At 68.4% G+C, this 12,955-nt stretch carries 13 protein-coding genes; 12 read left to right on the top strand and 1 reads right to left on the bottom strand.

Annotation, left to right across the window (positions count from 1 at the left end; genetic code table 11):
• The first annotated feature begins 143 nt into the window (after positions 1–143).
• The 7 genes from GUY60_RS09550 to GUY60_RS09520 all read left to right on the top strand — a co-directional run bounded on the left by GUY60_RS09550 (position 144) and on the right by GUY60_RS09520 (position 7,501).
• Complete coding sequence (locus GUY60_RS09550; protein ID WP_246234579.1) at positions 144–671, top strand: phytanoyl-CoA dioxygenase family protein; 528 nt, start codon at positions 144–146, stop codon at positions 669–671.
• Positions 672–685: 14 nt separating this feature from the next.
• The gene (locus GUY60_RS09545; protein ID WP_161695883.1) at positions 686–1,339 is read left to right on the top strand and encodes an L-threonylcarbamoyladenylate synthase; all 654 of its coding nucleotides are present in this window, start codon (positions 686–688) and stop codon (positions 1,337–1,339) included.
• Positions 1,329–3,449 carry a phosphoketolase family protein gene (locus GUY60_RS09540; protein ID WP_161695881.1) on the top strand — a complete coding sequence of 707 codons (2,121 nt, stop codon included), beginning with the start codon at positions 1,329–1,331 and terminating at the stop codon, positions 3,447–3,449. Before GUY60_RS09545 ends, GUY60_RS09540 begins: the two co-directional genes overlap by 11 nt.
• Positions 3,446–4,303 (top strand): phytanoyl-CoA dioxygenase family protein, encoded by an 858-nt coding sequence (locus GUY60_RS09535; RefSeq protein WP_161695879.1) that lies wholly within the window; start codon positions 3,446–3,448, stop codon positions 4,301–4,303. The genes GUY60_RS09540 and GUY60_RS09535 overlap by 4 nt, the downstream gene beginning before the upstream one ends.
• A 366-nt stretch (positions 4,304–4,669) precedes the next feature.
• Positions 4,670–5,275: a hypothetical protein gene (locus tag GUY60_RS09530; RefSeq protein ID WP_246234577.1), complete on the top strand. Its 606-nt coding sequence runs from the start codon at positions 4,670–4,672 to the stop codon at positions 5,273–5,275.
• A gap of 127 nt (positions 5,276–5,402) precedes the next feature.
• Positions 5,403–6,683, top strand: a complete 1,281-nt coding sequence (locus tag GUY60_RS09525) for an MAB_1171c family putative transporter (protein WP_161695877.1) — start codon at positions 5,403–5,405, stop codon at positions 6,681–6,683.
• 191 nt (positions 6,684–6,874) lie between these two features.
• On the top strand, positions 6,875–7,501 hold the full coding sequence (locus GUY60_RS09520) for an HAD-IA family hydrolase (protein ID WP_161695875.1): 627 nt from the start codon (positions 6,875–6,877) through the stop codon (positions 7,499–7,501).
• 199 nt (positions 7,502–7,700) lie between these two features.
• On the opposite strand, the gene GUY60_RS09515 is transcribed toward GUY60_RS09520, so the two are convergent.
• Positions 7,701–8,594, bottom strand: coding sequence for a helix-turn-helix domain-containing protein (locus tag GUY60_RS09515; RefSeq protein WP_161695873.1), 894 nt, complete (start codon positions 8,592–8,594; stop codon positions 7,701–7,703).
• 536 nt (positions 8,595–9,130) lie between these two features.
• Between GUY60_RS09515 and GUY60_RS09510 the strand changes: the two genes are divergently transcribed.
• The 5 genes from GUY60_RS09510 (at position 9,131) to GUY60_RS09490 (ending at position 12,908) form a co-directional block, all read left to right on the top strand.
• The gene (locus GUY60_RS09510) at positions 9,131–9,457 is read left to right on the top strand and encodes a transcriptional regulator (RefSeq protein ID WP_161695871.1); all 327 of its coding nucleotides are present in this window, start codon (positions 9,131–9,133) and stop codon (positions 9,455–9,457) included.
• Position 9,458: 1 nt separating this feature from the next.
• The gene (locus tag GUY60_RS09505; RefSeq protein ID WP_161695869.1) at positions 9,459–10,478 is read left to right on the top strand and encodes a hypothetical protein; all 1,020 of its coding nucleotides are present in this window, start codon (positions 9,459–9,461) and stop codon (positions 10,476–10,478) included.
• Positions 10,478–11,179 (top strand): ATP-binding protein, encoded by a 702-nt coding sequence (locus GUY60_RS09500; protein WP_161695867.1) that lies wholly within the window; start codon positions 10,478–10,480, stop codon positions 11,177–11,179. Before GUY60_RS09505 ends, GUY60_RS09500 begins: the two co-directional genes overlap by 1 nt.
• 116 nt (positions 11,180–11,295) lie before the next feature.
• The gene (locus GUY60_RS09495; RefSeq protein ID WP_161695865.1) at positions 11,296–11,862 is read left to right on the top strand and encodes a WhiB family transcriptional regulator; all 567 of its coding nucleotides are present in this window, start codon (positions 11,296–11,298) and stop codon (positions 11,860–11,862) included.
• Complete coding sequence (locus GUY60_RS09490; protein WP_161695863.1) at positions 11,859–12,908, top strand: DUF2637 domain-containing protein; 1,050 nt, start codon at positions 11,859–11,861, stop codon at positions 12,906–12,908. Before GUY60_RS09495 ends, GUY60_RS09490 begins: the two co-directional genes overlap by 4 nt.
• The last annotated feature ends 47 nt before the right edge of the window (positions 12,909–12,955 follow it).

Below are 12,955 nucleotides of genomic sequence, written 5' to 3'. Positions count from 1 at the left end.
CTCCAACGGCTTCAAGGGCTCAAGGGGCCCTGGCCGCTCGAAGAACGGCACTGGCTCGCGTCCCGTCAACCGCTCGGCGACCAGGCCCACCAACAGGCGCGATCAGCGCAGGCCCGAGGTACCGGCGAAGCGGCCTGGCGGAGTTGGCCGGAGACCTGCTGCGGCCCGCGAGGCCCACCCCGGTCACCCGGGCGCAGATCCAGATCCGGCTTCCGTACGGGGCACAGCAGCCGGTGAAGGCGATGCACGTCGACGGTGTCGCCTGCCCGCACCTGGAGCCGCGCGACCTGCGCACATTCACCTTCATCGTCGGCGTCGTCCTGGACGGCAGTGCCACCGCGGACGCTGGCGCTCTGCACTACGTGCCCGGCGGGCACCACCGGATGGCCGACTACTTCTTCACGGACTGGGTCCTGGGGCAGCCCGCCCAGACCCCCGACGACATCGACGCCCAGGACGGCACCGCCCTCATCGCTGAGCCCGGCGACGTGATCGTGATGCACCACCTCGTCCCGCACCGGGTCGGCATCAACACCAGCAGCACCCCGAGGGTGATGGCGTACTTCCGCGTCAGCCACGCCCAGCACCCCGACCTCGCCCTCCGCGCTCTGTCGGACCCGTGGCTGGAGTACCCGACGCTCGGCGCCCTCGCCCGCCCCGGAACTGTGTGAGAACGGAGAGCGCTGTGGACCTCCTCACCTCCGACCAACTACCCGACGCAGCCCGGCTCTTGGCCGCCGGGGAGATGGTCGCCGTGCCCACGCCCCGCTGGTACATGCTGTGTGCCCGCGCCTCCGACCCCGCCGCCACCGGCGCGGTCTTCCGGGCCAAGCAGCGCCCCGGCACCAAGCCGCTGCTGCTCCTGCTCGATTCTCCGGCTACGGCTGACGCGCTTTTCGAACTGAGCGACGACGCTCGCCTGTTGACCGGCGGCCTGTGGCCGGGGGACCTCGCGCTCCGTCTCCCTTGGAAGCCCGGCGTGGACCCCGTCGTGGCTGTCGGCTCCCCGGCGCTCGTCGGCTGCCCCGACGGCGTCCTCGGCGAACTGGTCGCCCTGGCCGGCGAGCCCCTGGCCGCCGCCGTGTGCAGCATCTCCACCCCCGCCGCCGACGACGAGGATCACCCGGCGCTCACCGCTGGCCAGGTCGCCGTCTTCGATCGGACCACGGGGGCTGGTATCGCTGCGGTCGTCAAGGGCGGGATCTGCCCGCACGGCCAGCACATGACGATCGTCGACTGCCCCGCAGGCGCCGCCGCCCGCCTGCAGCGGGAGGGCACCGTCCACGCCCGCGCAGTCGAAGCCGCTCTCACCCAGGCAGGAGGACCGCATGTGGGCTGACCTCGCCCGCCGGACCAACCGCCTGGTACCCGACGCGTCGGTGGCCGCCGTCGCCGACACGCTCGACTACCTCTGTCTCGCCCAGCTCTATCTCCGCGACAACCCGCTCCTGACACGGCCTCTGACCCGGGCCGACGTCAAGACGCGACCGGCCGGCCACTGGGGGGTGTGCCCGCCCGTCAACCGAGCGCTCGCCGCCCTAGGCCCGCTCCAGGCGGCCGTGCCCGACGGGTACGAGCTGCACGTCCTGCACGGCGCCGGGCACGCCGGACCCTCCGCTCTCGCCCACGCCTACCTCACCGGCCGACTCGGCCACGCCCACCCCCACCTGCGCCAGGACACGGCCGGTCTGCACGAACTCGTCGCGGGCTTCCCTCGGGCCGACTTCGGCGGGGAGATCACCCCGATGATCCCCGGCCACCTGCACACCGGAGGCCAGCTCGGTCCCGCCCTCGCGATCGGGCAGGGCGCCGTGCTCGATGCGCCCCACCGGCTGTCAGTGGTCCTGATCGGCGACGGGGAGTGCGAGACCGGGACGACCGCCGCCTCCTGGCTCGCCACACGCGCGCTGCACGGTACGGGCGCCCACGGGACCGTCCTTCCCGTGGTCCTGCTCAACGGGATGCGTATGGGCGGGCGCAGCGTGCTGTCCACCTTGAGCCGCACCGAACTGACCGCGTACTTCACCGGGTTGGGCCACCGGCCCGTCTACAGCGACGGTCGCGACGTTGCCCAGCTCCGCCAGGCGGTGGCCGAAGCACTCAGCGCTGCGCAGCCCCTGGGCATCCCGGGACCGTCGAGCGTCCTGGTCCTCACCCTGGACAAGGGGCACGGCGCCCCCGCCCACCTCGTCGGCACCCCGGCGGTCCACAAGACGCCGCTGCGCGACCCGGCCGGTGTACCCGCGGAGTTCGACGCGCTCGCCGAGTGGCTGATCTCCTATCAGCCCGCACAGCTGCTGACCTCCAGCGGCCGCCCCCGGTCGCACCTCCTGCCCGCGCTCCCCTTACCTTCTCCGGAGCCCGACGGTCTCCAGCAACCGCGCGGCTGCGTCGCGGCCTCCGCCCAGGTCGCCGACCACGCCGGCGGCCGCCCGTTCGCGCAGGTGGTCCCCGAGGTCTTGCGGGGCCGTTCCGAACAAGGACCGTTCCGGGTGTTCAGCCCCGACGAACTGGCCTCCAACCGCCTCGACCTCACCGACGAACGCGGGCGGCTGGTGCCGTGGGCGGTGGAAGTACTCAACGAGGAGCTGTGCCACGCCTGGGCACAGGGCTACACGGAGACCGGTCGGCACGCACTCGTCGCCACCTACGAGGCGTTCGCGCCGATCACCCTCAGCCTCGTCCAGCAGCAGCTCAAGCACCGGGCCGTGCGTCGGCATGCCGGACTCGCTCCGTTGCCGAGCCTGGTCTACCTGCTGACCAGCCTGGGCTGGCACAACACCCTCACCCACCAAAACCCCAGCCTCACCTCGGCACTTCTGGCCGGCTGCGATCCCACGCTCCACGTCCTTACCCCTGCCGACCCCGCGCGCACCGCCGCCGCCCTCACCTTCGCTCTACGCAAGCTCGACCGGTGCACGCTCGTCATTGCTGGCAAGCACACGACTGTCCACCACCCGCTGGAGACCATCGACGAGGAGCTGCGGCACGGCATAGCGATCTGGCCCCACCTGACCCACCCCGGCCCCGACGAGCCGGACCTGGTCCTGGCCTCCGCCAGTGACCTGTCCGCCGAAGCCCTGGGCACCCTGGCCCAGCGGCTCCTCGCCGATCGCCCGGACCTGCGCCTGCGGTATGTCCACGTCCACGACCTCACGGCCCTGGCCGAGGAAGGCACCCGCCCTCTCGCCCTTGCCCCGGCCGCCTTCGCTCGCCACTTCGGTACCCGCGCGCCGATCGTCCTGGCCACGAGCGGGCACCCGGCCGACATCCACGCCCTCCTCGGCCGCCGCCACCCCGGGACCCGGCTCACCGTCCTCGGCTACCGCGACCCCGGCCGACCCGTCTCCCAGGCCCACCTTCGCCAGCTCTGCGGCCTCGACGACGCCAGCCTGTGGCAGCTCGCCACCACCCTCACCGACGCCCCGAAGGAGATACCGGGCCCATGAGCACGCCCCCGCCGGTCACCCCCGACGTCGGCACCATCGACGCCTTCGAACGCGACGGGTACGCGGTCATCCGCGACGCGATCACCCCCGCCCTGCGTGACCAGCTTCTGACCGCCGCCGAGGAGCTGTTGGCCAGCGACATCACCCAGGGCCGCGACCGAGGAGGTGACGGCAAGGACGGCTTCCGCGGATGCCTCAATCTCGACCGTGCCTTCCTCCCGCTCCTCGCCAACCCGGCCGTCCTGCCTACCGTCGTCCAGCTCCTCAGCCCGAACATCCACCTGCTGTCGGCCCACCTCATCGCCCTGCCCAGCGGCCCGCCCCGCACCATCCGTGTCCCCGAGCGTCACGGATGGCACCGCGACATGTACGGCGTCACCGCCGACCTCGGCTTTCCCAACACCCCCCGCATGGCCATCAAGGCCGCCTACTACCTCACTCCCGTCACCCCCAACTGCGGGCTGACCATGGTCCTCCCCGGCAGCCACCACCTCCCCGAAAACCCGGTCGTCCCCGTCGGAGCCATCGATCCGCCCGGCGCTATCACCCCGGACGTCACCGGAACCGACGCAGTCCTGTTCGAGAACCGGACCTGGCACACCGGAGGCATCAACCTCTCCGGCCGTGCCCGAATCGCGCTGATGCTTCAGTACGGATATCGATGGCTCTACCCCGTCGACGACCCCGCCATCGACCTCCGGAAAGACCTCGCTCTCGCCCTCATCGAGCAGCAGCTTCTGGGCCTGCCCGACCGCCGCCCGGACGGATCCCTCGCAAAGGGCAGCGGAGCAGCGCCCATCAGTTCCTGGTGGGAGACCCGTTCCATGACATCCGCGTCAACTGGGGAGTACTAGCCGAGCGTTGAGAGATGGTGGGCAGAGTCGGGCGTGGGCCCGTCGTGTCCGTCCGTGACGACTCGAACGACGAAATAGTCTGCGCGAAGGCGCACGCTCCTCCCTCCATCCCGCTGAAGGTGCCCCCGCTCTCGACCGGGCTGGACCTCGCAAGCATTCCAAAGATCAATTAAGGCGCCGTGGCTCAATTTCGATCTTGGAATTTAGATTGCGAGACATGCGCACTTGGGTGACTTTCGCGACACGTCCGTCCCATATCGATCAAGCTTTCCGCCTTGTACGATCAAGAGGCAGGTGTGCTGGCCGACCACCACACGCCTCAAGTTCAAGCCCTGACTACTAGCGCCTCCGCGTACGGGTATCGAGATGGGGCTGGCAGTGAACACCCAGTGGCTTTTCAGGGGAGCGATCATGCGTTGGCGTAGTGACCCTTCACGGCGCGCACTCGTGAAGGAATGCGAGCAGGCCCTCGCCGATCTCCCTATTCCCACTCCTTTCAGCGTCGAGGCGCTGGTGAGGAATATGGAGCATGCGCGGGGTCGCCAGATCCGGCTGGTCCCCCTGGATGATCCAGACGGAGGGCTCGGCACGGCATGTGGACTTCGAGTCAAAGCACCGGAGTTCACCATCATTCTCTATCGCCGCCGGTCAAGTCGCAATCAGACAGAGCACATCATCCTCCATGAGCTCGCGCACGAATGGCTCAATCACGGCACCTCTCTGACGGAATCCGAGATCGAGCGGTACGTCCCTGAGCGTATTCGCCAGGAAGTCGTTCGCCGTTTCCCATCGACCCTGGTGCAGGGGCGTGTAGATTTTGGCAGCCCGGAGGAAAAGGCGGCCGAGCTTTCGGCATCGTTGATAAAGCGGATGGCGCGCCGCCGTCAGTCGTTCACGGGAGATGACATGGTCAGCCTCCTGGAGCATTCACTTGCTCACCCAGTCGCCGCTCCACCGCGACGCCGATTCTAACCGCGATCGACTGGCGACCGCTGAGGCGCGTTTCTCAGCTTTACGGCCGTCGTCGCACCGCGCAGTCCACCCACTGGCAATTAGAGCTGCGGCGAAACGTGCAGCTAGCGTAGATATTACTGGTTCCGTGTTCGACTACTTTAAATACCTTACTGCGGCCGTGATGACCGTCATTGTCATTTGGCGATTCCCTGCAGTTCGGTACGCCGATGCTCACCGCCGGGCGCTCTGGGGCGGCTACGCGGGATTTGCCGTAGCTCTGTGGCTCTATACGCCAGCAGCAATGGATGCGGTGGATCGTATTCCTGTAGTGGACCTGAGTGCCCTGCTCAGGCATTTTGCCAGCACAGCGGCGATCATCGCGGCCCTGACTTACGTTGCCACCAGCTACGGACAGAGCTCGGAGACATGCGTACCCCGACACGTTGCGGCCTCCCGCTGGATCGCCCGCGCGTCCTATGGGGTGGGGGCAGTAGGCGTCATTCTGCTCACCGTCCTATTTTTCACCGTGGTGGACCGGGATACGCCGAGTGAAAATTTCCTCGTCGACCACGCTGGGGAATGGGGAGTTGCGGTCTACATGACCGTGTTCTACCTCTTCCCGTTCGTCACGACTGCGGTTTGTGGCTACCAGTGGACGAGGGCGGCGCGGCAGGCCGAGAGCACAAGCATGCGTGTCGGGCTCGGCCTGATGGGGCTCTCTATGTGGATGGGGCTCGCCCATACTGTGGCCCGTATTGCCATCGTTTGGACCACCGTCGCGTTCCCCCTAAGTACTTCCACGGTGCAGTTCCTTGTAGACGCCTCGGCGATATGGATGAACCTGCTCTTCCTGATCGTTGCAGTAGGCGCAAGCATTCCCACCACCCGCGCAGCGGCGGCCCGATGGAGGACTCTGAAAACCCTTCACGCGACGTACCCGCTTTGGTTCGACCTGGTGGAGGCTTTTCCCGGAACGAGCCTGTACCCACCAGAACGGCGCCTCACGGAATTCAGGCACATGCGTGTTCCCATCGATGTTCGCCTGGACCGATGGACTCACGACATTGCCGATGCTTGCGAGATACTTCGGTATTACGCTCCACGAGATTTGATGTTCGCAGCCGAAGACGCTACTGCCTCGCACCCCGACCCCGAGCCAGCCGCGGAAGCATACTGGATTAAGGCCGCACTCCAGGTCGCTGACACTGCTGCAGCCAATCTGTGCGCCGCTGCCCCCCTGAGAGATAAGCCATTCGTTGACACTGATAGTGAAGCGGCGTGGCACGCGCGAGTCAGCACGGCCTACTCACACATCACTGCAGATCAGGCTCGGGAGCTCCTCCTGCATTCGGCAGAGATGGAATCTGAACCGGGCCGCTCGCCTGCAATGAGCTTCACCGGCCATTTTCGCAGTACGGCTAAGTGAGATTTGGCACCATCCCGTGCATGAATTGGGCTGGTACCGTGGTTCATGCGGACTGATAGATCTTGCTCCGCCCCGTAAGACGCCCCGGCCCTGCGACGCACAGATACCGCCGTCGCCACACGCAGCCGAGGGCCGTGACGCTGTCCGATCTCGATGGGCGTCCGAAATCTCAGCAGCAATGGAGTTCCCGCATGTCTAATCGCACCGGCCTCATCCTCGATTTCGGGGGCGTGCTCACGACCCCCCTGCTCCCCGCCGTGCTGGCTTTCGAGCAGCGCGAGGGGCTCCCCCAGGGTGCCTGCCTCACAGCCCTGTACAAGGACGAGCGCGGCGTCCGGATCACTAGCGATCTTGAGCGCGGAGCGGTCTCCCAGGTCGAGTGGAACGAGTTCGGTGGCGAGCTGCTGGGCGTGTCCCCCGACAACCTGATGGGCCGCATCTTCGGCGATCTTCGCCCCGAGCCGCTGCTGATCAACGCAGCCGCTGCGGCACGCCGGGCCGGCATCAAGGTGGGCATCCTGTCCAACAGCGTGGGCCTGGCCCCGTGGGACCTGTACGACGGCTATGACCTGGAGCGGCTGTACGACGCCGTGGTGATCTCCGAGCACCACCTGATGCGCAAGCCCGACCCCGAGCTCTTCGAGATCACGCTCAAGCTCATGGACCTGCCCGCCGAGGAGTGCATCTTCGTCGATGACACCGAAGCGTACGTGCAGGCAGCAGAGCAGCTCGGTCTCGCCGGGGTACACAACCAGGACCCCTCGGAGACGGTCGCCACGCTCTCTGAGCTGCTCGGTGTGGACCTCACCGCGTCCTAGCCCGGCGCCGTCCAACAGAGAAGGACTCCGGCGTTGCCCCGCAATGGGGCAAGGCCGGAGTCCTTCTCTCGTTGTCGGGCAGCAGCCGGGAAGCATGTACCGGCCTGGGGCCCACGCGGCGAAGGCCCGCGTCAGACGACGATCCTGCAGGGTTGGGAGCGGCCTCGCGCCAAGCCCGCGAGGACCGCCGGCCGACGGGTTACGCCCCGTCCTCCGGCACCTCCGGCACCTCCGGCACCTCGGGCAGCTTGTGCTTCAGCTCTCCGACGAGGCCGTTGATGTGGGCCATCATCTCGGCGGACAAGCCCGCAGAATTGCCGCGGGCGGCCAGGCCGAGAATCTGTCCTCGGTGAATCGAGCCGAGAAATCGGATCGCCTCAAGGAGTTCGCGGGCCGCTGGGTCGACCTGGGCGTCGTCTTGGAACAGGCCGACATCGACCTGGAGGGCCTGGGCTAGCCCAGCACGCACGATGTCGGAAGCCTCGGCTGTGACACCCGAGCGAAGGGCGACGATGCCGTCAACTGTGATGACTGCCGCCCCCGCGTGCTCATTGACGAGCCTTGCGATCTCCTCGTTAGAGGGCGCCTCCTGGTCGACGTACCCATACCGGAGGAGGTAGTTGATTTTTTCTCCGACGCTGCGGGGCGCGGCTTCCTGTTCGCTACGAGAGACGCTGGTGCGAATCCCGAACGAACAGTCCTGGGCGGCCAGCAGCTCCCGTTCGGTCACGCCGTACGCCCGCGCGAGCGGTTGGACGTAAGCATCGTTGAGCCTGCGTCGGCCGGATTCGGCGTTGCTCACCGGTACTCGGGTCGTTTCGATGACCTCAGCGGCCTGCGCGATGCTGAGGCCGGCGTCACAGCGTAGGAGTTGCAGGTCCGGTGGGCCGTCGTGAGGGAAAAGGACGTCGAGCGGCTGATCGAGAGCCGCGGCAATGGCGGGGAGCCGCTCACCCTTAGGGAACTCTTTGCCGCTCTCCCATCCCGCGACCCTGGGAGCGCTGACGCCCACACGCGCGGCGAGCTCCCTCTGATGGAGATCCAGGCCCCGCCGAACAGCCCGAACGCGACGGCCGTCGAACTGACGTGGCACATGAACTCCTGGGTGATCTGGCCGCTGGGGGCGTCCTCTAGAGGAACTGTACCCCAAGGTTGATACATCCACGGAACTGGCGTACGTTTCCGTACCGCACCTGCTTCCGGGCTCCAGCCCTCCATGGTGCCAGCTTCAGGAAGGACCCCCATGCATGTTGCGTCGTCGCTACTTGCGCGACGCCCGCCGGATTCGACGCCCAGTCGTTGTCGACGTTCCGGGAGCGCGCCTTCCCTATACCGGCCGTCGCCAGTCCTGTGCGATCTGTAAACGATCTTCAGAGTCAGGGGTGGACTTGTCCGAAGGGGTCTACGTATGTTCGTCGTCCCCCGCCGGGCAGCGCCCCGGAGAGGGGCGGAACGAGGAGATGGAAGGCACGAACTGACTAGGCCGTAAAAAAGCACCGGCGCCCGGGAGCTACCAACTCCCAAGCGCCGGGCCGGCACCCCAAGGGATGCCGATTCACATCTCGCGGGCGGCTGGGCTTTCTGCACGAGAACCGCCGCACCGCGCTCCTACGAACAACGGAGTATCGCATGCTCGCCATGCCGAGCGGAACCCTGGCCTGCCCGGACACCGGCCGCCAGAACCGCCTCGCTGCCCAGCTCGCCGACATGATCCCGGGCGCGGCCACGATCCGGGTCAGCTTCAGCGACCCGACGCAGACGTGGCCTCACCTGCACGCTGTGGTCAAGGACGAGACCGGGAAGACCATGGAGCTGTCCCGCACGACCGGCAGGGTCGCGGGCCGCTGGATACTGCGGGTCTGGCCGGAGGTGGACTGGACGCGACCGCACACGTTCGACCTCGCCGACGCCACCCTCACCCGCAGCGACCTGATCGCCGCCGGTCGGGGCCGCTGACATGGCGAGGATACGAACCATCAAGCCGGAGGCGTTCTTCTCCGAGTCGCTCGCCGAAGTGACCGTGGAAGCCGAGAGGACCTTCTTCGGACTGCTCACTCAGTCGGACGACCACGGCCGCCACCGCGACAACGCCGCGATCATCGCCGGGCTCCTCTGGCCCCTCCGCGCCGAGCACACCTCGGTCCACGTCGAAGACGACCTCCATCAGCTTGCGACCGCCGACCTGATCTGCCGGTACACCGGCTGTGACGGCCGCCGGTACCTCCACATCGTGACTTGGTCCGACCACCAGAAGATCGACAAGGCGAGCCAGTCGCGACTGCCTGCCTGCCCGCAGCACCAGGCCGCCGACCGGTGCGCTCCTTGCAAGGGCGCCTGCACCAAGCGGACCGAGGGCTCGTCCACTGCTCCCCAAGGGCACGGGGAGACCTCGCCGAACGTTCCCCGAACCCTCGATCTGCCCGCCAAGACCACCTCGGCGTCTCCCGGACACACGGGCGCGACTCCTTCCGGTGGGCGGGAAGCCGCCGACTGCATGGCCGACGCTCCCGGCCGCCCTGGAGCGAAAAGCGCAGGTCAGAGTGCATTCTCCGAAGAGTCCCCGAACCATCCCCGAAGCGTCGGAGAGGGCTCGGCGCCTGGATCTAGGATCTTGGATCCTGGATCTTTTGTCCCTACGGGGCGCACAGCGCCCGCAGTCAGCGTCTCGACCAGCCACCTCGTCGGCGAGTACGTCGCCGCCTGCGACGAGCGCCCGCCCAGCGACGTGCTCGGACACCTCGGGCGGATCACCAAGAAGCTTCTTGCCGAAGGCGTCGCTCCGGAGCACATCCGTGCCGGGCTGGCGAATTTCGCGGCCAACCCGAAGCACCCGAGCGTGCTGACCAGCATGGTCAACGAGGCGATGAACGCCCGCCCCGGGGGTTTGGCGCGGCCGGGAATCCGGCCTAACGTGCCCGCCCATCAGGCGTGGACCAACCCGGCCAACGCTGCCGCCGCCTACGCCGAGGAGCTGTGATGCGCACTCGTAACCGCGAGCCGCAGCCCCTCGGCGAGGACACCCTGGACCGCATGGCCCGGATCCTGGCCGCCCGCAACATCGACCAGTCCGCCGTCTCGGCGCTCCCCGCCGAGCCCGAGCCGTTCTCCCCGCTGGACGCCCTGCTGGCCGGAACGCCCCCGCGCTACCAGTCCGCTGTCACCGACCACCCGCAGGTCCTGGCCTGGGCGCGAGAGGTCGTAGAGGCGGCCGTCGCCCCCAGCCGGGGAGCGAGGCGGCAGGTCACCACCGGTCCCAGCCTGCTGATGGCCGGGGTCGTCGGAGCGGGCAAGACCTACCAGGCGTACGGCGCGGTCCGGCGACTGGTGCAGAGCGGAGTCGGCGTGCGCTGGCGCGCGACCACCGCCGCCGACCTGTACGCCGAACTGCGCCCTCGGCCCGGGGCCGACAGCGAGCGGGAGCTGGCGGCCGTCAGCCGCTGCCCGTTGCTGATCATCGACGACCTCGGTGCGGCCAAGTCCAGCGAGTGGGTCGAGGAAGTGACGTACCGGCTGATCAACCGCCGGTACAACTACGAACTCCCGACCCTGATCACCACCAACCTGGCGATCAAGGATCTCCGGTCCTATCTCGGTGACCGCGTCACCAGCAGGCTCGCGCAGATGACCACGCGGGTCGAGTTCGAGCCGGTCGACCGCAGACGTCGCCACGCCGCCTGACCTGCCGCAGGCCGACACGCCAGGCCGCGCCCGCTGCGCGCCGCCCGAATACCTTCCCGACCAGCGCACCTCTCTGCCGACGCCCCTGCGCGCGGAGAGCGATCGGAGCAATCCGCATGACCACCAGGACGATCAGCCCTGACCGCCACCGGTCGCTCGGCGACCAGACCTGGCAGGCCGATGCCGTCTGCCAGAGCACCGAGTACAACCCGGTGGACCCCGAGACCTTCTTCCCGGAGCCCGACGAGACCGACAAGATCGCCGCCGCGAAGTCGCTGTGCGGCCAGTGCCCGGTCCGCCGCACGTGCCTGGACGCCGCACTGGAAGGTGGTGACACCGACGGCATCCGAGGCGGACTGACCGAGGAGGAGCGCGGCTCGCTGCACGAGAAGCTCGCCCACCGCCTCGACTACAGCCGCGTCAACGACACGATCGGCGGCCGGGACGTCCACCTCACCAAGGCCGAACGCCGCGCGGTCGTCCACGCCGCCTACCGCCACGGAGTGACTGAGCAACGCCTGGCCTGGCTCCTGAAGATCACCGAGGAGCACGCCCAGAAGCTGTACCGCGAACTTCGCCGCGCCTTGCGTAACCGGGACCTCGACCAGCCCTCGGAGACCGCCCTGCCACCCGAGACCGACGATGAGCACCTGGGCCGCGACGACTTCGGGACGGCGGCATGACCACCACGAGCACGCCGAAGGCGGCGCACATATCCGGATGGGACCGCGCGGCCGTCGTCGCCCTGGGTGGTGCGGGATGCGCTCTGTCGTACGACGCCCTCCAGCAGATGGCCGTCGCTATCCACATCCGGGGCCTCCTGACCTACCTCTTCCCTCTGGTGATCGACGGGTTCATCGCCTACGGCATCCGAGCGCTCCTGGTCCTGCGCAACGCGCCCCTGAGGGCCCGGCTCTATGTCTGGACGCTGTTCGGCACGGCCACCGCCGCCAGCATCTGGGCCAACGCGCTCCACGCGGTGCGGCTCAACGTGGACGCGGTCGCCAGTACCGGTCTCCGGCTCGGGGACATGGTGGTCGCGGTGCTGTCCACCATCGCCCCGCTCGCCCTGGCCGGAGCGGTCCACCTCTACATCCTCATCGCCCGAGGGCCGGTCAAGGGCAGTGACCGTGAGGACCTCGGTCAGGCGGACCGGCGTGATGGCATCGAGGTCACCCGGCCCGACCGGGTCGGTCAGCAGCAGCCGGAGGCCGGTCAGGTCAAGGCCGGTCAGCCGGTCACTGCCCTGACCGACCGGCCGCCGCTGCCCCTGGCCAAGCCGATCCCCGCCGCCCGGTCACTGACCGGGGACAGGGCCCCGGCGGACAGCAGCAAGCCGGTCACCGGTGACCGTGGTCAGCCGCACGAGGCCGCTGACCTGCCCGGACAGTCGGGCACGGCGGGGCCGGTCACTGACCGCCCCGACGGCACAGCGCCGGTCACTGGTGACCAGGGCAGCCCGGTGGCGGTCCCCACCTCGCCGGTCACCCCTGCGCCGGTCACTGACCGAGAGGCGCGGACCCCCGGTGACCGGCGGCCCGACACGGACACCGAGGAACTGCTGAAGATCGCCCGGTCAGCGGTCAGGGCGGAGGACAAGCTGACCCGCAAGGTGGTCGCCCAGGCGATCCGAGGCCAGCAGATCCCGCTGTCCAGCGACACCTTGACCGCACTGATGGGCCAGCTCCGCGCCCAGCACGGACAGCCGGTCACCTCCGCCCGGACCTGACCGGACACCACGGAGCGGGTGACCGAGCCGGTCACCTCGGTCGGTCA

It is taken from the genome of Streptomyces boluensis, from assembly GCF_009908195.1.
In the GTDB taxonomy this organism is placed as follows: domain Bacteria; phylum Actinomycetota; class Actinomycetes; order Streptomycetales; family Streptomycetaceae; genus Streptomyces; species Streptomyces boluensis.
Note: the sequence above shows the minus strand (reverse complement) of the source record. Positions and strands in the feature narration are given on the sequence as shown.